We start from the raw sequence: 23,594 nt of genomic DNA, 5'->3' as shown, positions 1-23,594 counted from the left end.
GATGCGCGAGTGTCTCAGATCTCCGTTGACGGAAAATGCCGGGCCAGCACGGCGCGGACCTGCGCCACCAGGTCGGCCTCGGGACACGAGAATTGCGCGGGCCGCGCGGCCTTCCACTCGGCGTTGCTGGCGATGGACTCGGCCGCCCGGGCGCCCTCGATCAGGTCCTTGATCTGGACCTCGCCGGCCAGGCGCTCGTTCGAGCCCTGGATCACCGCCACGGGCGCGCGGCGGCGGTCGGCGTACTTCATCTGCGCCTTCATGCCGGCGGCGCCGAGGTAGAGCTCGGCCCGGATGCCGTCGGCGCGCAAGAGCGCGACGAGCCGCTGGTAATCGGCCATGTTCTCCCGGTCGAGGACCAGCACCACCACCGGCCCGGGGGCCTCGGCGCCGGCGATCAGGGGGCTGCCCACGAGCTGGAGCGCCGAGAACAGCCGCGAGACGCCGATCGAGAAGCCGGTGGCCGGGACCGGCTCGGCCCGGAACCGCCCGACGAGGCCGTCGTAGCGCCCGCCGCCCGCCACCGAGCCGAAGCGCACGGTCTGGCCGTCCTCGTTGGTGACCGGGAAGGTCAGCTCGGCCTCGTAGACCGGGCCGGTATAGTACTCGAGGCCGCGCACCACGCTCGGATCGGCCCGGATCACGTCGTGGCCGTAGCCGGCGGCGGCGCAGAGGCGCATGATCGCGTGCAGCTCGGCGATGCCCTCGCGGCCGGTCTCCGAATCGCCGACCGCCTCGTGCCAGCCGGCGAAGAACTTCTCCCAGAACGCCACCTTGTCGGCGCCGTCGCCGGCATCGGCCTGGAACGACACGTAGGCGAGGATCCGGCCGATCGCCGCGGCGTCGAGGCCAGCGCCCTTGGTGAAGTCGCCGCTCTCGTCCTTGCGGCCGCCGCCGAGGAGGTCGCGCACCCCGTCGACGCCCAGCCGGTCGAGCTTGTCGATCGCCCGCAGCACGGTGAGGCGCTGCCCGGCCTTGTCGGGACCGGCGAGCCCGATCGCCTCCATGACGCCGTCGAGCACCTTCCGGTTGTTGACCTTGACCACGTACTGGCCGCCGAGCCCGAGGCGGTTCAGCGTGTCGGCCATCAGCATGCAGGTCTCGGCATCGGCCGCGACGCTGCCGGCGCCGACGATGTCGGCGTCGAACTGCATGAACTGGCGGAAGCGGCCCGGCCCCGGCTTCTCGTTGCGGAACACGTAGCCGACCCGGTAGCTCCGGTAGGGCTTGGGCAGCCCGTCGTAGTTCTCGGCCACGAACCGGGCCAGCGGCGCCGTCAGGTCGTAGCGGAGCGACAGCCACGCCTCGTCGTCGTCCTGGAACGAGAACACGCCGGCGTTCGGGCGGTCGAGGTCGGGCAGGAACTTGCCCAGGGCCTCGGTGTACTCGACGAACGGCGTCTCGAGGGCTTCGAACCCGTAGAGCTCGAAGCTCCTGCGGATCGTCTCCAGCATCCGGCCCTGCGCGGCGATCTCGCCGGCGCGGCGGTCGACGAAGCCGCGCGGCAGGCGGGGCTTCAGGGTCTCGGCCTTCTCGGCCTTCGGGGTCTCGGGCTTGGACATGGGCGCATTCGCTCTCGCGGACCCGGAATCCGGGTCCCGCATCGAATCTTCGATCGTCTCCGGCGGGCGGAGATCCTGCGGCCGGGCTCTAGAGCATGCCGGGCGAAAGGGGAATTCGGTTCGTGGGCGCTCTGGCCGCCCGATCATCCAGCCCGATCATCCAGCAATGTCGTCCTCGCGAGCGGAGCGAAGCGATCCGGGCAGCGCCACGCTTGTCGAGGTCGCGCCGCCCTGGGTCACGTCGCTGCGCTCGTGATGACGGAAAGGGCGCATCGACCGGAGCGGTGCAGCGGAACCCTGCCGGAACTCCGCGCGCGCGCATGCGCCTCTTCCCGGATCGGGTTCCGCTTCGCTCCCTCGGTCCGGCACAGGGCGCGGTTCACCCGGACCAAAGACCTCAGTACGGCGCCGTCAGCTTGAGCCAGAGCAGCGCCGCGAGACTCACCACGGCGATCGGCATCTGCAGCGGGCGCAGGCGGGCATGCGACAGCGGCACCTCGCCGGCGCGCGCCGCGATCGGGTCGAGGATCCCGATGGCCGCGTAGCCGAGGATCAGCATCGCGAGGGCCGGCACCGCCTTGCCCATCACCGCCGCGAACAGGCTGCCCAGCCCGAGGCCGTAGAGGACCAGCATGGTGACGATCTGCGACACCTGCGGGCCGCCCTCGGTCCGGAAGCTGACGCCGCGGCGCACGCCGGCCAGGAACAGCAGGATCGAGGCGGCGTAGAGCAGGGTGAACAGCGCCACGAGGTAGTCGAGGGGTTTGCCGTTCAGCCACCATGCCACGGCGGTGCCGACGGCGATCGGCAGCATCGGGCCGAAGCCGAAGACGATCTCGAGCCAGGGGATCCGGCGCGGCTCGTGCGTGGTGAGGGTGCGTCCGGTGGCGTCGTCGCGCATGGCGGTCTGGGGGAACTCTCGATTCGACGGTCTGCTGCGCCGCAGCACCGGGACAGGGAACGGCCGCGCACCGGCCCGGTTCCGAAACCCGGGTCCGGGCCCGGTTCGACGCGGTCCGTGTAGCGCCGCCGCGGCGCTCCGGCGAGGCCCCGCCGGTCCGTAAACGCGTCACCCGGTCGCCCGCGTCCCCGTCGGCGTCCCGGGCCAATGTCCGGGCCCTTGAGTGCGGGCGAGAAAGGCGTTATCTGTGTGGGGCCCTCATCACAAGGTCTGCGCCGCAGCGCGCCCGTGAGCCGCGAGGGTCCTGCCTCATCGGTTTCGCCAACCTGACCCCGGGCCCCTCGCCGCAGCGCGGCCCGCTCTCCGGTGCCCATCCCCCGGGCACCTGGCACTGAACCGGCCCTCCCACCACCTCCGTCGGTTGCAAGATACCCCCATGACGCCAAATCCCGACGCCCTCGCCGACGATATCGAGACCGCGGAGCCGGCCGACGCGCCGACCATGCCCGCCGCCCTCGAGGGCGTCCGCGAGGTCAAGCTCCAGGACCTCAAGTCGAAGACGCCGACCGACCTGACGGCCTTCGCCGAGGAGGTCGAGGTCGAGAACGCCTCGACCATGCGCAAGCAGGAGTTGATGTTCGCCATCCTGAAGCAGCTCGCTGCCAAGGAGGTCGAGATCATCGGCTCGGGCACCGTCGAGGTGCTGCAGGACGGCTTCGGCTTCCTGCGCTCCTCCGACTCGAACTACCTGCCCGGCCCGGACGACATCTACATCTCGCCGACCCAGATCCGCCGCTTCGGCCTGCGGACCGGCGACACCGTCGAGGGTCCGATCCGCGGCCCCAAGGACGGCGAGCGCTACTTCGCGCTCCTGAAGGTCAACACGATCAACTTCGAGAATCCTGAGAAGATCAAGCACAAGGTCCACTTCGACAACCTGACGCCGCTCTTCCCGACGAAGCGGTTCAAGCTCGAGCTGGACAACCCGACCAAGAAGGATTTCTCGCCGCGGATCATCGACATCGTGGCGCCGATCGGCAAGGGCCAGCGCGCCCTGATCGTGGCGCCGCCGCGCACGGGTAAGACCGTGCTGATGCAGAACATCGCGCAGTCGATCACCCTCAACCACCCCGAGTGCTACCTGATCGTGCTGCTCATCGACGAGCGGCCCGAGGAGGTCACCGACATGCAGCGCTCGGTGAAGGGCGAGGTCATCGCCTCGACCTTCGACGAGCCGGCCACCCGCCACGTGCAGGTCGCCGAGATGGTGATCGAGAAGGCCAAGCGCCTCGTGGAGCACGGGCGCGACGTGGTGATCCTGCTGGATTCCATCACGCGCCTCGGCCGCGCCTACAACACCGTGGTGCCGTCCTCCGGCAAGGTGCTGACCGGCGGCGTCGACGCCAACGCCCTGCAGCGGCCCAAGCGCTTCTTCGGCGCGGCCCGCAACATCGAGGAGGGCGGCTCGCTCTCGATCATCGCCACCGCGCTGATCGACACCGGCTCGCGCATGGACGAGGTCATCTTCGAGGAGTTCAAGGGCACCGGCAACTCCGAGATCATCCTGGACCGCAAGGTCTCCGACAAGCGCATCTTCCCGGCGATCGACATCACCCGCTCGGGCACCCGCAAGGAGGAGCTGCTGGTCCCGCCGGACTCGCTCAAGAAGACCTACGTGCTGCGCCGCATCCTCAACCCGATGGGCGTCACCGACGCGATCGAGTTCCTGCTCGACAAGCTGCGCCAGACCAAGAGCAACGGCGACTTCTTCGACTCGATGAACACCTGAGGCCGTCCCCGGCCGCGGGCATCGCCGCCGTCCCCGCGAGCGGAGCGATCCAGGCAGCGCCGCGGTGGCAAGCCGCGCGCTGGCCTGGGTCACGTCGCTGCGCTCCGGTCCCTCAGGATCGGGGAGCGGATGGGACGGGGGTCGCGCCCGCCGTGCGGGACGCCTGTCCCGCGGCGGCACGAAACGCGATTCCGGCCCGATCGGTCCGTTGACCGTCTCCTAACCGGCCTCTGCCAAGGTTCCATCCGGGCGCCAGGTAGCGTATCGGCCCCGCGACAGCCCCGCCGGCCGGTCCATCCCGGCGGCGGGGCTCGTCGCAGCCGGCTTGCACCGATCCCCGGATCCGTGACACTGGCGCGATGCCCCGCTCGCCCTGGACCGGTCCGGATCCGCTCCTCCTCGCCTCGACCAGCCCGACGAGGCGCCTCCTCCTGGAGAGCGCCGCCCTGCCGGTCGAGACCGCCGCCCCGGACGTCAACGAGCGCGCCCTCGAGGCGGCGAGCGCCGGCCTGTCCCCGCCCGACCTCGCCCTGCACCTCGCCCGCGCCAAGGCCGAGTCGGTGGCGGCGCGCCATCCCGGGCGGATCGTCCTCGGCGCCGACCAGGTGCTCGACCTCGACGGCACCGTGTTCCACAAGCCGGCCGACGGCGCGTCGGCCCGGGCCCAGCTCGCCCGTTTGTCCGGCCGCACCCACGCCCTTCATTCCGCCGTGGTCCTGGCCGGGGCGGTCGAGGACGCCTTCGTGGAGACCGCGCGGCTGACCCTGCGCCCCCTCGATGAAAGGGCGATCGCGGCCTATGTGGACTGCGCCGGCGCGGAGCGCGTGCGGGCGAGCGTCGGCGGCTACCAGCTCGAGGGGCCGGGGATCCACCTGTTCGAATCGGTCGCGGGCGATCACAGCACCGTGCTGGGCCTGCCGCTTCTGCCGCTCCTCGCGCGGCTGCGCGCCGCCGGGCTTCTGGCTTTCTGAGGGAGTACCGCCTTGGCGGGACACGACCATTCGCACGGCGGCCACGGGGGGCATTCCCACGGCGGCCACGCCCAGGGCGGTCATGCCCATGGCGGCCTCGGCGGCCACGCGCACGCGCCGAAGGATTTCGGCACGGCCTTCGCCATCGGCATCGTGCTCAACACCGCCTTCGTGGTGATCGAGGCGGCCTACGGCTACCTCAGCAACTCCATGTCGCTGGTGGCCGATGCCGGCCACAACCTCTCGGACGTGCTGGGCCTCGCGGCGGCCTGGATCGCCGCGATCCTGGTGCGCCGTCGCGCCAGCGCGCGCTTCACCTACGGCTACCGCGGCTCCTCGATCCTGGCCGCCCTGTTCAACGCCGTGTTCCTGCTCATCGCCATGGGGGCGGTGATCTGGGAGGCGCTGGTCCGGCTGGTCCACCCGGAGCCCGTCGCGGGCACGACCGTGATGGTGGTGGCGGCGGTGGGAATCCTGGTCAACGGCCTGACCGCGTGGCTCTTCGCCAGCGGCGCCAAGGGCGACATCAACGTCCGCGGGGCGTTCCTCCACATGGTGGCCGACGCCGCCGTCTCGGCCGGGGTCGTGGTGGCGGGCCTCGTGATCCAGCTCACCGGCCTCGCCTGGCTCGACCCGGCGGTCAGCCTCGTCATCGCCGCCCTGGTGGTCTGGGCGACCTGGGGCCTGCTGCGCGACAGCGTGGCCATGTCCCTCGACGCCGTGCCGCCGGAGATCTCCCCGGACGCGGTGACCGGCTTCCTCCTCGAGCGGCCGGGCGTCGCCGGCCTCCACGACCTGCATATCTGGCCCATGAGCACCACCAGCGTCGCCCTGACGGTCCATCTCGTGATGCAGGAGGGGCATCAGGCCCACCGCCAGCCCAGTAACGGCTTCCTCGCCGAGACCGCCGAGGGCCTGCGCGACCGGTTCGGCATCGGCCACGCCACCCTCCAGGTCGAGGAGGCCGGCGGCCCGGCCTGCCGCCTCGCTCAGGATTGCGCGGCGTGAGCGGCGCCCAGCCCCGCGCCTTCGTGGTCGGCCACCCGATCGCCCACTCGCGCTCGCCGCTGATCCACGGCCACTGGCTCGCCGTGCACGGGATCCCGGGCTCCTACGAGCGGCTCGACGTGGCCCCGGAGGCCTTTCCGGACTTCATCCGCGCCCTGCCCGCGTCCGGCTACCGGGGCGGCAACGTCACCATCCCCCACAAGGAGGCGGCCTTCGCGCTGGTGGACACGCTCACGCCGCGGGCGAAAACCATCGGCGCGGTCAACACCCTGGTGGTCGGGCCGGACGGGCGGATCCGCGGCGACAACACCGACGCGCCGGGCTTCTGCGCCCATCTCGACCACAGCCTGGGCGCGGCCTGGCCGGACCGGGCGGGCGGCACCGCCCTGGTGCTCGGCGCCGGCGGCGCGGCGCGGGCGATCGTGGTCGGGCTCGCCGAGCGCGGCCTGCGGTGCGTCTGGGTCGCCAACCGCACCGCGGCCCGGGCCGAGGCGGTGGCGGCCCTCGCGCCGGGCGTCGGGGCGGCGCTCGCCTGGGACGACCTGCCGGCGGCGCTTCCCGGGACAGGCCTCCTCGTCAACACCACGTCCCTGGGCATGAAGGGCCAGCCGCCCCTCGCCGTCGACCTGTCGCCCCTGCCGGCGGACGCGGCCGTGGCCGACATCGTCTACGCGCCCCTGGAGACCGAGCTCCTGGCGGCGGCGCGGCGGCGGGGGCTCGCCGCCGTGGACGGGCTCGGCATGCTGCTGCACCAGGCGGTGCCGGGCTTCGCGGCGTGGTTCGGCCCGCGCCCCGCCGTCACCCCCGAGCTGCGCGACCGGATCGTGGCGGACCTCGCCGGATGACCCCGAAGGCCGGATCCGGACCCGTCATCCTCGGGCTCACCGGCTCGATCGGCATGGGCAAGTCGGCCACGGCCCGGATGTTCGCGGAGCGCGGCGTCCCGGTCCACGACGCCGACGCCGCCGTCCACGCCCTCTACGGGCCGGGCGGCGCGGCCGCCGCGGCGATCGGCGCGGCCTTTCCCGGCGTGCTCGGCGACGACGGCGGCGTCGACCGGGCGCGGCTGCGCGCCGCGGTGCTCGACGCGCCCGACCGGATGGCGGCGCTGGAGGCCATCGTCCATCCCCTGGTCCGGGCGGCCAGCACGAACTTCCTGGCGCGGCACGCGGCGGCGCCGCTGGTCGTCCTCGACGTCCCGCTCCTCTACGAGACCGGCGGCGAGGGCCGCTGCGACGCGGTCGCGGTGGTGAGCGCCCCGCCCGAGATCCAGCGCGACCGGGTGCTCGCGCGTCCCGGCATGACCGAGGCGGCCTTCGCGGCGATCCTGGCCAAGCAGATGCCCGACGCCGAGAAGCGCGCCCGGGCAGATTTCGTCATCGACACGGGCCGGGGTTTCGCCGCCGCCGAGGCCGCGGTCGCGCGGATCGTCGCGCGCCTGACGGCGCACCGTGCGCCGCCGCACCGCGGCGACGGATGAAACGCCCGGAGGATTGAATATCTGCGGTTGTGTTCCGGGGGGAATACGGACGGCAGGATGGACGTGATGGCGCGGCGCTGGGGCGGGATTGATCGCATTCGGTCGGGCGGCATCCGGGCCGCAACCCTTCTCGCGCTGCTGGCGGCCGGGCCCGCGCAGGCCCAGTACGCCGCCAACTGCCCGCCGCCGAAGAAGGTCGCGGCCGGCGCCTGCGTCACCGCCTGCCCGGGCGGCTACGAGGACCGGGGACCCGTCTGCGTCTACCGCAACACCTCTCGGTAGGGCGAGGCGCTCGACGGTTGGTCGACGGTGATGGACGGGGACGGCCGTGCAGGGCGGGTTAACCGCTCGGGCTTATCCCGCTAGGGTCCGCCCCCACCCCCCCGCGAGTCGCGAGACCCATGCTGCGCGAGATCGTCCTCGACACCGAGACCACCGGCACGGAGGCGAAGGGAGGCGACCGGCTGATCGAGATCGGCGCGGTGGAGCTCCTCAACCACATCCCCACCGGCCGGACCTTCCACCGCTACTGCAACCCGCAGCGGCCGGTCTCCGAGGGCGCCTTCAACGTCCACGGCCTGTCCGACGCGTTCCTCGCCGACAAGCCGCTCTTCGCCGAGATCGTCGGCGAGTTGCTGGCCTTCCTGGCCGACGGGCGGCTCGTGATCCACAACGCGCCCTTCGACGTCGGCTTCCTCAACATGGAATACGCCCGGCTCGGCGCGAACGCCCCGCCGCCGATCCAGCTGGAGGACGTCGTCGACACCCTGCCGATGGCCCGGCGCAAGCACCCGGGTGCGGCCAACAACCTCGACGCCCTCTGCAGCCGCTACGGCATCGACAACACCCGGCGCACCAAGCACGGGGCGCTCCTCGACGCGCAGATCCTGGCCGAGGTCTACGTCGAGCTGCTCGGCGGCAAGCAGACCAGCCTCGGCCTCCTGGAGGCCGCGACAGCCGCCCCGGTGGCCGGCTCGGCGGCCCTGGCGTCGGCGGCTCCGGCGGCGCCCCGCCCCTACCGGTCTCGCCTCACGGATGCAGAGCGCGCCCGGCACGACAGCTTCCGCGCGAGCCTCGGTCCTGCCGCGATCTGGGCCGAGTATATCGGGGCGGACGATCCGGCCTGATCGCCGGTCCGTCCCGCTCTCCGATCCGCACGCCTGCCGCGCGCCGCCGGCTGTTGCCGCATCGCACAGGGGCGTTTATTGCAATGCACAAAACGCCGTCGACGGAGCCTCTCGCGGGGTGACGGAGGCTGGCCCGCGCGGTGCCGGTGCGCTCCCTCGGGGGAGGCACGGGCGCGCCGGATCCGGCCGTGACGGAGATGCTGAGGCAGTGAGGCGCGCACGCATGACCGAGGATTTCGGCAGTCGCGACGGACAGCGCGACGACAAGACCGGCCCGTCACCCTTCGCCGACATGATCGAGGCCACCCGCCTGACCGGCCTCGGCCGGCTTGAGGAGGCGACCGCCCTCATCCAGCGCAGCCTCGGGGGGCAGAAGGCTCCGCCCGCCGATCCGCCGGCCGCGCCGCAGCCTCCCGCGCGCCGCGACGCGCCGGCCGCCGAGACGCGCAGTCCCGCGGCGGAGTCCGGGACGCGGATGCGCGAGGTGGTGGGGCAGGTCGTGCGCGGGCTCGCGCCGGTGCTGAAGGGCCTGGGCAACCCGCTCCGGTCGCCGGCCCCGCCGCCCGCCGACCGGGCGGGCGGGACCGGGGGCCGCTTCGTGTCCCTGACCCATGCCGAGCCCGCCGGCACCCGCGAGTACAAGCTGTTCATCCCGAGCCACCCGGACCGGGCGGCGCCGCTGATCGTGATGCTGCACGGCTGCACGCAGAACCCGGACGATTTCGCCGCCGGCACCGGCATGAACACCCTCGCCGAGCGCGCCGGCGTGTTCGTGGCCTACCCGGCCCAGAGCCGCCAGGCCCACGCCCAGCGCTGCTGGAACTGGTACGAGCCCCGGGACCAGGGCCGCGGCGCGGGCGAGCCGGCGATCATCGCGGGCCTCACCCGCGCGATCATGGCGGAGCACCCGATCGACCCGGCCCGGGTCTACATCGCCGGCCTGTCGGCCGGCGGCGCCGCCGCCCTCAACATCGCTCGCGCCTACCCGGATCTCTACGCCGCCGTCGGCGTGCATTCGGGCCTCGCGGCCGGCTGCGCCCGGGACCTCGGCTCGGCGCTGATGGCCATGCAGGTCGGCGCCCCCGGTCTCGGCACCCCGACATCCTTCGGTACGCCCGCGCCCGCCACCCGCGTCCCGACGATCATCTTCCACGGCGAGGACGACGGTACCGTGAGCGTGCGCAACGCCGATCAGGTGCTCGCCCAGGCCAAGGTCGCCGGGCTGACGCCGCGGTCGGAGACCTTCGAGGGCCGCGGCCACCCCTTCACCCGCACCCGCTACCGGGACGAGGCGGGCCGGGTCGTGGTCGAGGATTGGCGGGTGCGCGGCGCCGGCCACGCCTGGTCCGGGGGCCGCCCCGACGGCAGCTATACGGATCCCGAGGGGCCCGACGCGTCCCGGGCGATGCTCGACTTCTTCGCCGAGCACCGGCTGGGACCGGCGGGGCGCCCGTAAGGGGTTTCCGGAGGGCTGCGCGCGCTGGCGGGTTGTCAGGGCGCGGCCCTGCTGTATCGCAGGGCGCTGCCCCGCCTCCACAAAAGGTCCCGGACCTTTTGCATCCAGGACCTCCCATGAGCACCACCCCCGCGCCGATCCCGACCCTCCAGGGCCTCGCCGAGGTCGCCGACCGGTACGACCTGATCCTCTGCGACGTCTGGGGCGTGCTGCACGACGGCCAGAAGGCCCACACGGCCGCCGGCGAGGCGCTGATCCGCTTCCGCGGCCTCCCGGGCGCGCGGCCGCGCCGGGTCGTCCTCGTCTCGAACGCGCCCCGGCCCGGCGACGGCGTCGGCCGCATCCTCGACCGGTTCGGCGTGCCGCGGGAGGCCTACGACGCGATCCTGACCTCGGGCGACCTCACCCACGACCTGATCGCCGCGCGCCCGGGTGCCCGGATCCGGCATCTCGGGCCGGAGCGCGACCTCGGAATCTTCCAGGGGCTCGACCTCAGCCTCGTCCCGGAGACGGAGGCCGACCTCGTCGTCTGCACCGGCCTGTTCGACGACCGCAGCGAGACCCCCGACGATTACCGGCCAGAGCTGGAGCGCCTGGCGGCCCGCGGGCTGACGATGATCTGCGCCAATCCCGACCTCGTCGTGGAGAGCGGCAACCGCCTGATCCCCTGCGCGGGCCTGCTCGCGGCGGCCTACGCGGAGATCGGCGGCCCCGTGGTCTACGCCGGCAAGCCGCACCGCCCGGTCTACGAGGCGGCGCTCGCCAAGGGGGCAGCGCTCACCGGGGTCCCGGTGGACCCGGCGCGGGTCCTGGCGATCGGCGACGCGATCCGCACCGACATCGCCGGCGCCCGCGGCGTCGGCATCGCCAGCCTGCTGGTGGCCCGCGGCATCCACGCGGAGGAACTCGGCGTCACGGCCGCGCATCACCGCCTGGGCGACGTGGCGGAATGGCTCGGCCGGCAGGCGGTGCATCCGGACGCGGTGATCGAGCGGCTGGTCTGGTAGCGGCCGGTCCTCCGAGGCGGGCCCTTCGAGGCGGGTCCTGCGCGTATTGCCGCCAGTCTAACCCCCTGAAATCCCCGACAAGCTTGACACCGCGCGGGAAATTGCGTGGATTCGCGCGTGTGAATCGGTCCCGCGCGCAGCAATCAGCCCCGATATCCGCTTCGCGTGTCGGGCGATTCGACCGGGAGACCTGTCCGGCCGCGATGCTCGCGACGATCGGAACCGGCGAGACGGCGGGTCTTGCGTGACCCTCGTCTCCGGACTGCCCGATTTCCTGCTCTATCTCGGCACCGCGACCGGGCTGATCGGCCTCTATCTGCTGATCTACACCCTCGCCACCGCGCACAACGAGCTCGCGCTGATCCGCCGGGACGTGACGGCGGCCGCCGTCGCGCTGGGCGGGAGCCTGGTCGGCTTCACCCTGCCGCTGGCGGTGGCGATCTACAACGCGCGGTCGCTGCTCGACTGCCTGATCTGGGGGCTGATCGCCCTGGTGATCCAGATCGCGATCTACTGGCTCGTGCGCCTCGCGGTGCCGGACCTGTCGCGGCGCATCGAGGAGGACCGCGCCGCCGCCGCGATCCTCCTCGGCGCGGCCTCGCTGGCGGGCGGCGTCGTGAACGCCGCCTCGATGACCTATTGAGGGGCCGGTGACGGAGACCGCGCCACCTCCCGCCGCTTCCGGTGACGCCGCCGCCGGCGGGCCCGGGACCGGCTTCGCCGCCACCCGCCGCTCCAAGCGCTCGGCCGCCGTGTCGCTGGTCCTGGTCGCGGGCGCCGGCGCGGCCGCCCTGACGCTCGGCGGCCTCGACCCGTCCCAGCGCGAGGAGGAGGCGCTCGTCTACGGGACGCTCGGCGCCTGCATCGCCCAGCAGTTGCGCGGCGCCGAGGCCTGCATCGCCGCCTACAAGAGCGCGCAGGAGACCTACGCGGCGACGGCGCCGCGCTACGAGACCGAGGCCGATTGCCAGCGCCACCACGGGACCGGCGGCTGCACCCCGGGCGCGCAGGTCACGGAGGCCGCGCGCGGCCGCTACCTGCCGGTGATGGCCGCCTTCATGATGGGGCGCACGGACGCGCAGGACCTGCCGGTCCAGCCGCTCTACCCGCACGCGCCCGAGGAGGAGCGCGACGAGGCCGGGGCCGCGACGGCCGGGCACGGCGGCGGCTACTGCACCGGTGCGGGCGGGCGGGTCGCCTACGCGGGCGGCGCCTCGCGGGTCCACGTCCCCGCCTCGGTCGCCCGCACCACGAGCGCGACCCCGCGCACGATCAGCCGCGGCGGCTTCGGCGGCACCGGGCGTGCGACGGCGTTCTCCGGAGGCTCGAGCGGCCGCGCCGGCGGGTTCGGGGGCGGATCCGGGGGCGGCTGATGCGCCGCGTGCCGGTCCCGGAGCGGCCCGACTGGCGCCAGCACGCCGCGCGGGCCGGCTTCACCTTCCACACGTTCGACGGCGCCCCCTACTGGGACGAGAGCGCCTACTACGCCTTCAGCCTCGCGGAGATCGAGGACGCCATCGAGGCGCCGAGCGCCGCGCTGCACGACCTCTGCCTCGCCTTCGTGGACCGGGCGGTCCGGGACGCGGTGATCCTCGCCTCGCTGCGGATCCCCGAGCACGCCTGGGACGCGATCCGGGCGAGCTGGGACCGGCGCGATCCCAGCCTCTACGGGCGCTTCGACTTCAGCTACGGGGGCGACGGGCCGGCCAAGCTCCTCGAGTACAACGCCGACACGCCCACCGCCCTCTACGAGAGCGCGGTCTTCCAGTGGCTCTGGCTGGAGGACGGGCTGGCGCGGGGGCGCCTCCCCGCCGGCGCCGACCAGTTCAACACCCTGCACGAGGCGCTGGTGGCGCGCCTCGCCGCCGTGGCGCCCCCGGAGGGCGTCGCCTTCGCGGGCTTCCCCGACGCGCCGGAGGATCGCGGCACGCTGGCCTATCTCCAGGACTGCGCGCTCCAGGCCGGCCGCCCCGCCCCCTTCCTGCCGGTCGAGGCGATCGGGCTCGACGCGGACGGGCGCTTCGTGGACGCGGCCGGCGCCCCGATCGGCTGCCTGTTCAAGCTCTACCCGTGGGAGTGGATGTTCGCCGACCCGTTCGGCCGCGCGGTCGGCGCGGCCGCGACCCGGTTCCTGGAGCCGCCCTGGAAGGCGGTGCTCTCCAACAAGGGGCTGCTGGCCCATCTCTGGGCGATGGCGCCGGGCCATCCCAACCTGCTGCCGACCTATTTCGAGGCGGACCCCGCCAAGGCCGCGCTGGGCCGGAGCTTCGTGAAGAAGCCCCTCTACGGGCGCGAGGGCGCCAACGTGCTGATCGTGCGCGACGGCGCCGTCGCGGCGCGCGACGAGGGGCCCTACGGCGGCGAGGGCTACGTGCGGCAAGCCCTGGCGGAGCTGCCCGATTTCGCGGGCCGCCGCGCGCTGGTCGGCAGCTGGATGGTCGGCGACCGGCCCGCCGGCCTGTGCCTGCGCGAGTCGGACGGCCTCATCACCACCGACCGGGCCCGCTTCGTGCCGCACCTCATCGACCCGTGACCCAGTCCCGCGCCGCCGCGGCTCACCGGCCCAGCGCCGCGAGCTCCCGCCGCATGTTCGACCGCGCCGGCCCCTCCAGCTCCGCCCGGGCCCGGGCGGTGACGAACAGCGGCCGGCCGGATGCGAGGGCCCCCCGCAGGAAGGCCGCGCGCCCCTGCCGGTAGGCGGCCGCGCCCACGACCGGGACGAATTCCCGCGCCACGCCGGCGGCGTAGCCGTCGTAGGCGGCGGGCGCCGCACCCAGGATCGCCATGTCCATGTCGAGGAAGAGCGCGACGTCCGCGGCGAGCGCGGCCGCGAGACCGTCCGGGACGGCGTGCCGCTCGGTCGCCAGGATCATCGTCTCGGCCGCCGCCAGCGTGGGCGCCGGGACCGCGCCCTCCGGCAGCGCCCGCAGGAGCGCCGCGCTGCGGCGCTCGTTGTCCGCGGCGCCCGGCCGGTAGACGGCGTCGTGGAACCAGATCGCCAGTTCGACCGCGTCGGGATCGTGGACCATCCCGCGGCGGGCGCGGAACGCCTCCAGCAGCGCGTCGATATGGGCCTGGCCGTGATAGACCCGGTGCGGCTCGGCCAGCCGGGCGCGCAGGTCAGCCAGGATGCGGGGATGGCCGTCGAGCATCGGCCGATCCTCTACCCGATCCGCCGCCGCGGGACGAGGCGGATCGCGCCGCAGGCCCGGGAAGACGCTTCGGGCACCCGCGATGGACTTCCCGGCCTCGCGCTCCGACGCCCCGCGAGATCATCGTCCCCGTGACGATGATCGGGGATGTGATCGTCGAGCGCCCCGATAGACGCGCCGCTGTCGATCCCGAGAGATCTATTGGGCGCGATCGACCCGATCCCGCGTCTGGTCTTCGCGCGGAACGCCGGCTACAGGGGCAGAACCATCCGGAGGATCCCCAGCGCCCATGAGAGCGACGAGCCTGAGAACGACGACTTGGTTGATGCTGACGGCGCTGCTCGCCGCCGCCCCGGCCCGTGCGCAGGCCCCCGCGCAGGCCCCCGCGCAGGCCTCTGCCCCGGCACCGGCGGGGCCGGCGACCAAGCCCGAGAGCGATCCGGCTCAGGAGACGATCCGCAAGCTCAACGCCTATGTCGGGCTCCTCAACCGGACCCTGCGGGCGCAGGAATCGCTCGGCCGCTATCAGAGCTGGGTCAACATGAAGACCGGTCCGACCGGCCGCGAGCGGATCATCTACGGCCTCTACGGGCTCTACGACGTGCGCGGCGAGATCGCGAAGGCGGAGGCCGCGACGGCGCAGCCGCCCGCGATGCCGGACCTCGACGGCGCCGTGAAGACCTACATCGCCGCCTATCAGGCGCTCGCCCCGACGGTCACCGAGGCGGAGGGCTACTACGAGCGGCAGGATTACCGCGCGGACAAGATGGAGCAGGGCAAGGCGCTCCACGCCAAGCTCGCCGTCGCGGGGCCGGCCTTCCTGGCGGCGCGCGCCAAGGTCGACGCCGCGCTGCGGGTCGAGAAGGAGAGGAGCGACGCGCTGGAACTCGCCGCCATCGAGGCGCGGGAGGGCCGCAAGGCGCGCTGGCACGTCGCGAACGTGATGACTGCCTGCCGCAAGGTCATGGACCTGCTGCCCACCGACGCCAAGCCGGTCGTCGACATGGCGGCCTTCGACGCCGCGCTCGGGCGCTACGCCGTCGCCGTGAAGGACATGGACGGGTACAGCGCCGCCAACCCGAACTCCTTCCACGTGTTCGAGAGCCGGCCGCGCGCGCTCCTGGGCAAGCTGCGCGAGTTCGACGACAAGCTCGCCAAGGCCAGGGGCGACGCCCGGCGCGGCGCCGGGCGCGACGTGACCTGGATCGTGAACGACTACAACATGATGGTGTCGACCGCGCAGACGGCCACGACCTTCTCGCGCTGACCGGGGGTGTCCGGGGGCCCGTCAGCGGGCGCTCCGGCCCGGTTCCGTCAGCCGCAGCGAGGTCGCGGCCGTGGTGACGGCCGCCTGCCAGCGCGCCTGCTCGGCCGCGGGGTAGCGGACGCGCAGGGTGACGAAGGCGCCGCCGCGGCCGCCCGCCAGCAGGGTCTTCCGATACAGGATCCCGGCCGCCGTCGTGCAGGAGAGCACGATCCAGCCGGGCTTGCGCGCCGCGTATTCCGGCGGCTGCCGCAGGCAGGTCTTCCGGTCCGCGGCCACGGCGGCGTCGAGATCCTGGTCGAGCACGTCGTTCAGGCCCGACACCGTCAGGTGCAGGTGGCCGTCGGCCGAGCGGAAGGCCTGCCCGTCGCCGTTGTCCGGCGGCGGCTCCGCGACGAGGTCGGCGGGCACGTCGACGGAGAAGCCGAAACGGGCGTTGACCACGTGGCGCAGCGTCGGCGTGTCCGGCAGCGCCCGGCCCCAGTCGCGCCGGACCTGCGCGATCCGCGCGGTGTAGGCCCGCGTCAGGCAGGCCGTGTCCGGGCAGGCATCGCGGACCCGCGCGCGCCAGCGCGCGTGGTCCTCGCCGAAGGTGTCGATCGCCTGGCCGGTCTCGCCGTCGACCCCGCGCGTCTCGCCCACGATCCGGTCGAACAGGCGCCTGAGTTCCTCGTCCAGCCGCGTCAGGGCGGGGTCGGCACAGATCAGCGTCTCGACCCTGTCCCGGATCCCGGCGCAATCCGGCGCCGCCCGGGCGCCGACGGTGCCGAGCGCACAGACTGCGCCGACGAGACCGGATCGGAGGATCGATCGGGGGAACGATCGCGGGCTCAGGCGCGCCGGACGGGCTTGGCTACGCACGGATATCCTCCTGTGGCGGTCTGGACGCGATCGGCCATCGGGCCTTCCGGATCCGGGCAGGATGGCGCGCCGCCGCTCATCGGCCCGTCGTGGTCTTGAGCATCAGGATGTCGATGTCGCGCCGAGGCACGTAATCCGTCACGACGCTCTCGAAGGTCGTCGGGCCGGTCTTGCGGAGTCCGGTGGCGCAGAACGACACGAGCGTCGTCGGATCGCCCTTGTCCACGGTCAGCTTGAACGTGCCGATCGGCCCGGCCCAGTTGCCGCCGGAGGTGATCACGTAGGACAGGTACTGCTCGAAGGCCTGCACCCCCTGCCCGCCCGCCGCCGCGATCCTGCGGGCGAGCCCCTGGGCCGCCTTCAGGAAGGCCGCGTCCGTGCAGTATTTCCGCGCGTACTCGGCCTTCTCGTCGGCGCCCTCGGTCGGGGTCCCGAACGACAGGCTGGAGAGGCCGCCGACGCCCGGAACGTAGCTCTGCCGGACGACGACGTCGCGGCCCGCCGGGAAGACCTGCCGGCGCCAGAACTTCGACCGCAGGGTCCAGACCGGGAACAGGCTCGTCGTGCCCTTGCCCATGTCCTGGGGCTCCAGGAGGCCGTCCGCCACGAGGCCGCGGCGCTGATCGGCGCCCAGGGCGGCCAGCGCGGCCTCGGTCGCCTCGACCGTCGGGACGAGGGGGATGCCGAGGCTCCGCAGCCGCCCGGTCACCTCGACCTCCGGCTTGCCGGCCGGCGTGACGAAGGCGCGCTGCTCGACCTGCGAGTCGACCGGCCGGCCGTCGACCTCGGTGGTGAAGCGGAGGAAGTTGTCGTGCTTCGGGTCGGCGATGCTCAGCATCGCGTCGGGACCCCCGGAGATGTCGGGCATCGGGAACGCGATCGTCGTCTCGACGTCCCGGTCGGTCAGGTTGCGGAAGCGGTAGACGATCCGCACCGCCTTCTCGGACAGGAAGAGGTCCTCGGAGACGAGGGCGATCCGGTCCGTCTTCTTCAGGACGAGACCGCCGGTCGCGAGGGTCGCGACGCTGTCGTCGGCCCTGGCCGGACGCGGCAGGGCCGACGACAGAGCCGTCGACAGGGCCGCCGACAGGATCACCGGCAGGAGCAGGGTCAGGCGCGGGATGCGGGTCGTGGATGGGATTCGCACGGCTGTCGGGCTCGCGGGTTGGATCCGTCGGTGCGGGGCGGGGTGAGAACCGGCGCGTCGCCGGTCAGCGATCGGCGGGCGGGTCTCGGACGATCCGGTCACGCCTCCGGCTCAGTCGCGGAGCGGGCTCGGCAACCGTCGGTCCCGGTGGGAGACGGGCCTCGATCCGCCGCCCCAGGGCGGTGAGCGCTTCGGCGAAGGCGTCATCGGTCGCACACCATCCTCCCCGCGGCGCGCCCGCACGCGCACCGCCGAATCTCGGACGGACCGAATGGAAGCTTTCGGGCAGAGTTGAGGCCGACCGAGAGGGCCATGGCAGGTCGAGGCGTCAGGTCGAGGCGTCAGGTCGAGGCTGTGAGAAGACACCGCCGTCGGCGGCCGCGCGCGATTGCGCCGCCGCGACCGTTCGGTCTATCGGCTGCCCGGGATGGCCGGCGGCCCCGGGCGCCGGCTCGATCCGCGACGATCTGCGAGGAGCGCCCCGTGCCAGCCGAAGACGCCCCGATCGGCCGCTTCCCGATCCCCCGCCTGGAGACGCTGCCGGACGACATCCGCGCGCGGATCGAGGCGGTGCAGGAGAAGTCCGGCTTCATCCCGAACGTGTTCCTGGTGCTCGCCCACCGTCCGGACGAGTTCCGGGCGTTCTTCGCCTACCACGACGCGCTCATGGACCGACCGGGCAACCTGACCAAGGCCGAGCGCGAGATGATCGTGGTGGCGACCTCGGCCATCAACCAGTGCCAGTACTGCGTCATCGCCCACGGGGCGATCCTCCGGATCCGCGCCAAGGACCCGCTGATCGCAGACCAGGTGGCGATCAACTACCGCAAGGCCGACATCACCGACCGGCAGAAGGCGATGCTCGACTTCGCCATGCTGGTCAGCCAGTCCGCCCACCAGGTCGGGGAGCCCGCGTTCGCGGCGCTCAGGGCCCACGGCTTCGACGACGCGGATGCCTGGGACATCGCCGCCATCGCGGCCTTCTTCGGCCTGTCGAACCGGCTGGCGAACGTCAGCAACATGCGGCCCAACCCGGAATTCTACGCGCTGGGGCGCGGCTGACGGCGCGGCGTCCCTCGCCGCCGGTTACCGGACCGCCGGGGCGGTTTCCGGGTGTCCACCACCCCTTCGGAAGGCTCGGCGCCCCGCGGGACCGCCGGAGCCCCGCCGTGCGACCTGGCGTCGCGCGCGGGGAGCGGATGAAGCGGCTCCGGCCCTCTGAGCCCGGCGGCGACCGCGCGCGGGGACGCGGCGCGGACGGGGCGCGCCGTCCTTACCAGTGCTTTAAGCCTATAGGAGCCGCCCGGTCCGGCTGTTAACAGGCGTTAAATTTTGTGGCCGACCCGGTGAGGGGGCGAATCCCGGCTTGAACCTTCGAAGCGGCGCGGCCCAGCGTCTCGACCTGACCGCGTGCGATCGCGAGCCCATCCACATCGTCGGCAGCGTCCAGCCGCACGGGTTCCTGCTCGGCCTCGAGGCCCGGTCCCTCACCATCGTCCAGGCGAGCGCCAACGCCCCCGCGGCGGCCTCCGTCGGCACCGTCCTCGACGCGGCCCTGCCCGACCTCGCGGCCGTCGTCCGCCACCACTTGGAGGCGGCGGAGCCCCAGGACGGCGCCCTCTATCTCCGGACGGTGACGCTGGAGACCGCCGGCGGGCGCCAGGCCTACGAGGTCGCGGCCCACCGGGTCGACGAACTCGTCGTGCTGGAGCTGGAGGAGATCGACGCGGCCGCGGCCGAGATCGGCGTCGACGTGCTCACCCCGCGCCTGCGGGCCTTCGTCGAGCGCCTGCAGACCGCCCGCACCGTCGAGGACCTCTGCCAGTTCGTCGCCGAGGACATCCGCCAGATCACCGGCCTCGACCGGGCCCTGGTCTACCGGTTCGACCGCGACTGGCACGGCACGGTGCTGGCGGAGGCCGGCAACGGCGTCCTGCCCTCCTACCTCGACCTGCGCTTCCCCGCCTCCGACATCCCGGCCCAGGCGCGCGAGCTCTACCGCCGGAACCGGCTGCGCATCATCCCGGATGCCGGCTACGTCCCCGTGCCGATCCGGCCGGCCACCACGCCCTCCGGCCGGCCGCTGGACCTCAGCCAGTCGGTGCTGCGCTCGGTCTCGCCGGTGCATGTCGAGTACATGCGCAACATGGGCACGATGGCGTCCATGTCGGTGTCGATCCTCGTCGACGGCGCCCTCTGGGGCCTGATCTCCTGCCACAACCGCGCGCCCAGGCGCGTGCCCCTCCAGGCGCGCAACGCCTGCGACGTGCTCACCCAGATCTTCGCCCTGCAGCTCTCGGCCCGCGAGCGCGGCGCCCAGTCCGAAAAGCGGCTGGCGCTGGGCGCCGTGCAGGCGCGCCTCCTCGCGTTCATGGCCGAGGAGGACAGCTTCGTCGACGGCCTGCTCAACCACCCCGACGACGTCCTGGCCCTGGTGGACGCGACTGGCGCCGCGGTGGTCACGGCGGACCGCTGCCGGCTGCTCGGGGCGACGCCGACCGAGCGCGAGGTCCGCGCCCTCTATCGGTGGCTGTCCGAGCGCGAGGATGCCGAGGAGGTCTTCGTCTCCGAGGCCCTGTCGGAGGCGTTCCCGGCCGCCGCCGCCTTCGCCGACCGGGCGAGCGGCCTCCTGGCGATCTCGGTCTCGAAGAAGTACGCGAGCTACATCCTCTGGTTCAGGCCCGAGGTCGTGCGGACGGTGAAGTGGGGCGGCAACCCCGTGAAGGCCGTCCGGCCCGACCCGGAGGGCGGCCCGGACCGGCTGCACCCGCGCAAGTCGTTCGAGATCTGGAAGGAGACCGTGCAGGGCCGCTCCCTGCCCTGGTCCGACCCGGAGGTGGAGGCCGCCAAGGACCTGCGCGCCTCGGTGCTCGGCATCGTGCTCCGCCGGGCCGAGGAGCTCGCCGCCATGAGCGAGGAGCTGCAGCGCTCGAACAAGGAGCTGGAGGCGTTCTCGTACTCGGTCAGCCACGACCTGCGCGCGCCGTTCCGCCACATCGTCGGTTACGCGAACCTGCTCAAGACCCGCGAGGGCGCCCAGCTCTCCGACAAGGGCCGGCACTACGTGGAGACGATCATCGAGGCGGCCTTCTCGGCCGGCACCCTGGTCGACAGCCTCCTGAGCTTCTCGCAGATGGGCCGGCACGCCCTCAACAAGGTCTGGGGCGACATGAACGCCCTGGTCGAGGAGGTCCGCCGGAAGGTCCTGCGCGACGTCACCCCCGACCGGACCCTCCGCTGGGAGATCGCGCCCCTGGGCCGCGCCTACGCCGACCCGGTGATGCTGCGGCTCGTCATCGAGAACCTGCTGTCGAACGCCGTGAAGTACACCCGCGGCACCCCGGAGGCGGTGATCGCGATGGGCAGCCTCCCGCCCCGGGAGGGCGAGGCGGTCTACTACGTGCGCGACAACGGCGCCGGGTTCGACATGGCCTACGTCGACAAGCTGTTCGGCGTGTTCCAGCGGCTGCACCGGGTCGAGGAGTTCGAGGGCACGGGGATCGGCCTCGCCAATGTCCGGCGCATCGTCGAGCGCCACGGCGGCCGGACCTGGGCCGAGGGCAGGCTCGGCGCGGGTGCCACCTTCTACTTCACCCTGCCGATCCGGGAGGAGGCCCACTGATGGCGGGACTGAAGCCCATCCTCCTGGTCGAGGACAACCCGAACGACATCGAGCTGACGCTGGCGGCGCTCGAATCGAGCCAGCTCGCCAACGAGATCGTCATCTGCCGCGACGGCGCCGAGGCCCTCGACTTCATCTACCGGCGGGGCGCGCACGAGAAGCGGCAGGCCCAGGACCCCGCGGTGGTCCTGCTCGACCTGAAGCTGCCCAAGGTCGACGGCCTGGAGGTGCTCGCCAAGATCAAGGGCGACCCGGTCACCCGCCAGGTGCCGGTGGTGATGCTGACCTCGTCCCGCGAGGAGACCGACCTCGTGCGCTCCTACGATCTCGGGGTGAACGCCTTCGTGGTGAAGCCGGTCGCCTTCGAGGAATTCTTCGCGGCGATCAAGGAGATCGGCGTGTTCTGGGCCCTCCTCAACGAGCCGCCGCCGTACCGGGGAGGCTGGCCATCGAACGCGTGATCGGACCTTCCGCGGGGCCGCTGCGCGTCCTCCACCTGGAGGACAGCGACCTCGACGCCGAGCTGATCGAGGCCGAGCTGGAGACCCTCGGGCACCCGGTCGCGATCGAGCGGGTGATGACCCGCGACGCCTTCGCCCGCGCGGCGGTCGCCGGCCGGCACGACCTGATCCTGGCGGACTACGTCCTGCCGACCTTCGACGGCGTGAGCGCCCTCGGCATCGCCCGGGCGCAGTGCCCCGACACGCCGTTCATCTTCTGCTCGGGCACGCTCGGCGAGGACGTCGCGGTCGAGGCCCTGAAGAACGGCGCCACCGACTACGTCGTCAAGCAGCGCCTCGACCGCATGCCGCGCACGATCGTCCGGGCGCTCGCCGAGGCGCGGGCCCGCGCCGACAAGCGCGAGGCCGAGGCCGCCCTGCAGGCGCTCAACGAGACGCTGGAGGTGCGCATCGCCGAGCGGACCCGCGAACTCGCCGCGGCGAACGAGGCCCTTCAGGCCCAGATCGTCGAGCGGGAGCGGGCGGAGGACGCCCTGCGCCTCGCCCAGCGCCTGGACGCGGTCGGCCAGCTCACGAGCGGCGTCGCGCACGACTTCAACAACCTGCTGACGGTGATCGCCGGCAACATCGAGTTCCTCGAGAGGGTCGTCTCCGACACCCGCTCGAAGCGCCGCCTCGCCATGATGCGCGGGGCCGCCGAGCGCGGCGCCCGGCTCACCGCGCAGCTCCTCGCCTTCTCCCGGCGCCAGCGCCTGGAGCCGACGCCGGTCAGCCTCAACCAGACGGTCGCCTCGATGCGCGACCTGCTGCAGAGCTCGATCGGCGGCGCGGTCCGGATCGAGACGACCCTTCAGCCCGACCTGTGGCCGGCCCTGGTCGACGCCACCCAGATCGAGCTCGTGATCCTGAACCTCGCCATCAACGCCCGCGACGCGATGGCGGTGGGCGGCCGGCTCGCCATCGAGACCGCCAATGTCAGCGTCACCGGGGCGCCGACGCGGCCCGAGCAGCCGGCGCCCGGCGCCTACGTCATGGTGGCGGTGAGCGACACCGGTACCGGGATGACGCCGGACGTGCTGGCGCGGGTGTTCGAGCCGTTCTTCACCACCAAGGAGGTCGGCAAGGGGTCGGGTCTCGGGCTCGCCCAGGTCTACGGCTTCGTCAAGCAGTCCGGCGGCGGCATCCGGATCGACACGGTCGCGGGCGAGGGCACCTCGATCAAGGTCTACCTGCCCCGGGCCGCGGAGCCCGAGGGCGCCGTGCCCCGCCTGCCGGCCGCGACCGAGGCCGCGCGGACGCACCCGCCCGGGAGCGGCCCCCGGCTCCTCGTGGTCGACGACGACGCCGAGGTGCGCGAGGTGACGACGACCCGCCTGATCGAGGCCGGCTACGCGGTGCGCGAGGCGGCCTCGGGCCTCCAGGCCCTGGCCGCCCTGGAGGCGGATCCGGGCGTCGACCTCGTCGTGATGGACTTCGCCATGCCGGGCATGAACGGGGCCGAGACGGCCCTGGAGGTGCGGAAGCGCTGGCCGGCGCTGCCGGTCCTGTTCGTCACCGGCTTCGCCGACACCACCGCCCTGACCGAGGCCGGCGCCGTCGGCGCCGACGCGATCGTGCTGAAGCCGTTCCGCGTCGGGGAACTCGAGGGCAAGGTCGCCGCCGCCCTGGCGGCGCGCCCGCCGGCGCAGCTCCGGCTGATCTCGGGCCGCGACAGGAGCGCCTGAGGGGGACATCGCGCTGGCGTCCCGCTGGCGTCTCTGGGGCTCTCCCGGGCGTTCTCCACACG

General features: G+C 73.1%; 22 protein-coding genes. 17 read left to right on the top strand and 5 right to left on the bottom strand.

The features are described 5' to 3' along the window. Positions 1-14: 14 nt before the first annotated feature. Together hisS and BLW78_RS16750 are read right to left on the bottom strand one after the other, a co-directional pair. The gene (hisS, locus tag BLW78_RS16755; protein ID WP_091680940.1) at positions 15-1,562 is read right to left on the bottom strand and encodes a histidine--tRNA ligase; all 1,548 of its coding nucleotides are present in this window, start codon (positions 1,560-1,562) and stop codon (positions 15-17) included. Between the two features lie 397 nt (positions 1,563-1,959). Continuing rightward, the gene (locus BLW78_RS16750) at positions 1,960-2,463 is read right to left on the bottom strand and encodes a DUF3429 domain-containing protein (protein WP_012321210.1); all 504 of its coding nucleotides are present in this window, start codon (positions 2,461-2,463) and stop codon (positions 1,960-1,962) included. A 502-nt stretch (positions 2,464-2,965) separates the two neighbouring features. Between BLW78_RS16750 and rho the strand changes: the two genes are divergently transcribed. The 12 genes from rho to BLW78_RS16690 all read left to right on the top strand — a co-directional run bounded on the left by rho (position 2,966) and on the right by BLW78_RS16690 (position 13,834). Continuing rightward, a complete protein-coding gene (rho, locus tag BLW78_RS16745) occupies positions 2,966-4,252 on the top strand; it encodes a transcription termination factor Rho (RefSeq protein WP_085986776.1) in 1,287 nt (428 codons plus the stop codon). A 359-nt stretch (positions 4,253-4,611) separates the two neighbouring features. Continuing rightward, positions 4,612-5,223 carry a Maf family protein gene (locus BLW78_RS16740; protein WP_091680938.1) on the top strand — a complete coding sequence of 204 codons (612 nt, stop codon included), beginning with the start codon at positions 4,612-4,614 and terminating at the stop codon, positions 5,221-5,223. 12 nt (positions 5,224-5,235) lie between these two features. Next, a complete protein-coding gene (locus tag BLW78_RS16735; protein ID WP_091680937.1) occupies positions 5,236-6,231 on the top strand; it encodes a cation diffusion facilitator family transporter in 996 nt (331 codons plus the stop codon). Beyond that, positions 6,228-7,076 carry a shikimate dehydrogenase gene (locus BLW78_RS16730; protein WP_091680935.1) on the top strand — a complete coding sequence of 283 codons (849 nt, stop codon included), beginning with the start codon at positions 6,228-6,230 and terminating at the stop codon, positions 7,074-7,076. The genes BLW78_RS16735 and BLW78_RS16730 overlap by 4 nt, the downstream gene beginning before the upstream one ends. Further along, entirely contained in the window at positions 7,073-7,711 is a 639-nt protein-coding gene (gene coaE / locus BLW78_RS16725; RefSeq protein WP_091680933.1) for a dephospho-CoA kinase, read from the top strand. The genes BLW78_RS16730 and coaE overlap by 4 nt, the downstream gene beginning before the upstream one ends. A gap of 66 nt (positions 7,712-7,777) precedes the next feature. Continuing rightward, the gene (locus tag BLW78_RS16720) at positions 7,778-7,993 is read left to right on the top strand and encodes a hypothetical protein (protein ID WP_091681050.1); all 216 of its coding nucleotides are present in this window, start codon (positions 7,778-7,780) and stop codon (positions 7,991-7,993) included. Positions 7,994-8,112: 119 nt separating this feature from the next. Then, positions 8,113-8,838 carry a DNA polymerase III subunit epsilon gene (gene dnaQ, locus BLW78_RS16715; RefSeq protein WP_056533619.1) on the top strand — a complete coding sequence of 242 codons (726 nt, stop codon included), beginning with the start codon at positions 8,113-8,115 and terminating at the stop codon, positions 8,836-8,838. A 223-nt stretch (positions 8,839-9,061) separates the two neighbouring features. Beyond that, positions 9,062-10,294: an extracellular catalytic domain type 1 short-chain-length polyhydroxyalkanoate depolymerase gene (locus BLW78_RS16710; protein WP_091680932.1), complete on the top strand. Its 1,233-nt coding sequence runs from the start codon at positions 9,062-9,064 to the stop codon at positions 10,292-10,294. A 116-nt stretch (positions 10,295-10,410) separates the two neighbouring features. Continuing rightward, complete coding sequence (locus tag BLW78_RS16705) at positions 10,411-11,301, top strand: TIGR01459 family HAD-type hydrolase (protein WP_091680930.1); 891 nt, start codon at positions 10,411-10,413, stop codon at positions 11,299-11,301. A 244-nt stretch (positions 11,302-11,545) separates the two neighbouring features. Continuing rightward, a complete protein-coding gene (locus tag BLW78_RS16700; protein ID WP_020094066.1) occupies positions 11,546-11,944 on the top strand; it encodes a DUF350 domain-containing protein in 399 nt (132 codons plus the stop codon). Positions 11,945-11,951: 7 nt separating this feature from the next. Beyond that, the gene (locus tag BLW78_RS16695; protein WP_091680928.1) at positions 11,952-12,674 is read left to right on the top strand and encodes a DUF1190 domain-containing protein; all 723 of its coding nucleotides are present in this window, start codon (positions 11,952-11,954) and stop codon (positions 12,672-12,674) included. Next, a complete protein-coding gene (locus tag BLW78_RS16690; RefSeq protein WP_091680926.1) occupies positions 12,674-13,834 on the top strand; it encodes a glutathionylspermidine synthase family protein in 1,161 nt (386 codons plus the stop codon). Before BLW78_RS16695 ends, BLW78_RS16690 begins: the two co-directional genes overlap by 1 nt. A gap of 22 nt (positions 13,835-13,856) precedes the next feature. On the opposite strand, the gene BLW78_RS16685 is transcribed toward BLW78_RS16690, so the two are convergent. Further along, on the bottom strand, positions 13,857-14,453 hold the full coding sequence (locus tag BLW78_RS16685) for an HD domain-containing protein (RefSeq protein WP_091680925.1): 597 nt from the start codon (positions 14,451-14,453) through the stop codon (positions 13,857-13,859). Positions 14,454-14,742: 289 nt separating this feature from the next. Here BLW78_RS16685 and BLW78_RS16680 point away from each other — a divergent pair, with 289 nt between their 5' ends. Beyond that, complete coding sequence (locus BLW78_RS16680) at positions 14,743-15,720, top strand: YiiG family protein (RefSeq protein WP_091680923.1); 978 nt, start codon at positions 14,743-14,745, stop codon at positions 15,718-15,720. A gap of 21 nt (positions 15,721-15,741) precedes the next feature. Here the strand turns inward: BLW78_RS16680 and BLW78_RS16675 are convergent, their stop codons facing one another. Further along, positions 15,742-16,578, bottom strand: coding sequence for a lysozyme inhibitor LprI family protein (locus BLW78_RS16675; RefSeq protein ID WP_091680922.1), 837 nt, complete (start codon positions 16,576-16,578; stop codon positions 15,742-15,744). 76 nt (positions 16,579-16,654) lie between these two features. Further along, positions 16,655-17,725 (bottom strand): DUF4424 domain-containing protein, encoded by a 1,071-nt coding sequence (locus BLW78_RS16670; RefSeq protein ID WP_091680920.1) that lies wholly within the window; start codon positions 17,723-17,725, stop codon positions 16,655-16,657. A 483-nt stretch (positions 17,726-18,208) separates the two neighbouring features. On the opposite strand from BLW78_RS16670, the gene BLW78_RS16665 reads away from it, so the two are divergent. The 4 genes from BLW78_RS16665 to BLW78_RS16650 all read left to right on the top strand — a co-directional run bounded on the left by BLW78_RS16665 (position 18,209) and on the right by BLW78_RS16650 (position 23,532). Continuing rightward, a complete protein-coding gene (locus tag BLW78_RS16665) occupies positions 18,209-18,787 on the top strand; it encodes a peroxidase-related enzyme (protein WP_056533601.1) in 579 nt (192 codons plus the stop codon). Positions 18,788-19,091: 304 nt separating this feature from the next. Beyond that, complete coding sequence (locus BLW78_RS16660) at positions 19,092-21,347, top strand: ATP-binding protein (RefSeq protein WP_091680919.1); 2,256 nt, start codon at positions 19,092-19,094, stop codon at positions 21,345-21,347. Continuing rightward, entirely contained in the window at positions 21,347-21,808 is a 462-nt protein-coding gene (locus BLW78_RS16655) for a response regulator (RefSeq protein WP_020094074.1), read from the top strand. The genes BLW78_RS16660 and BLW78_RS16655 overlap by 1 nt, the downstream gene beginning before the upstream one ends. Beyond that, complete coding sequence (locus BLW78_RS16650; RefSeq protein ID WP_091680917.1) at positions 21,805-23,532, top strand: hybrid sensor histidine kinase/response regulator; 1,728 nt, start codon at positions 21,805-21,807, stop codon at positions 23,530-23,532. Before BLW78_RS16655 ends, BLW78_RS16650 begins: the two co-directional genes overlap by 4 nt. Positions 23,533-23,594: the final 62 nt, after the last annotated feature.

The sequence above is a fragment of the Methylobacterium sp. 275MFSha3.1 genome (assembly GCF_900108435.1).
Taxonomy (GTDB): Bacteria; Pseudomonadota; Alphaproteobacteria; order Rhizobiales; family Beijerinckiaceae; genus Methylobacterium.
Note: the sequence above shows the minus strand (reverse complement) of the source record. Positions and strands in the feature narration are given on the sequence as shown.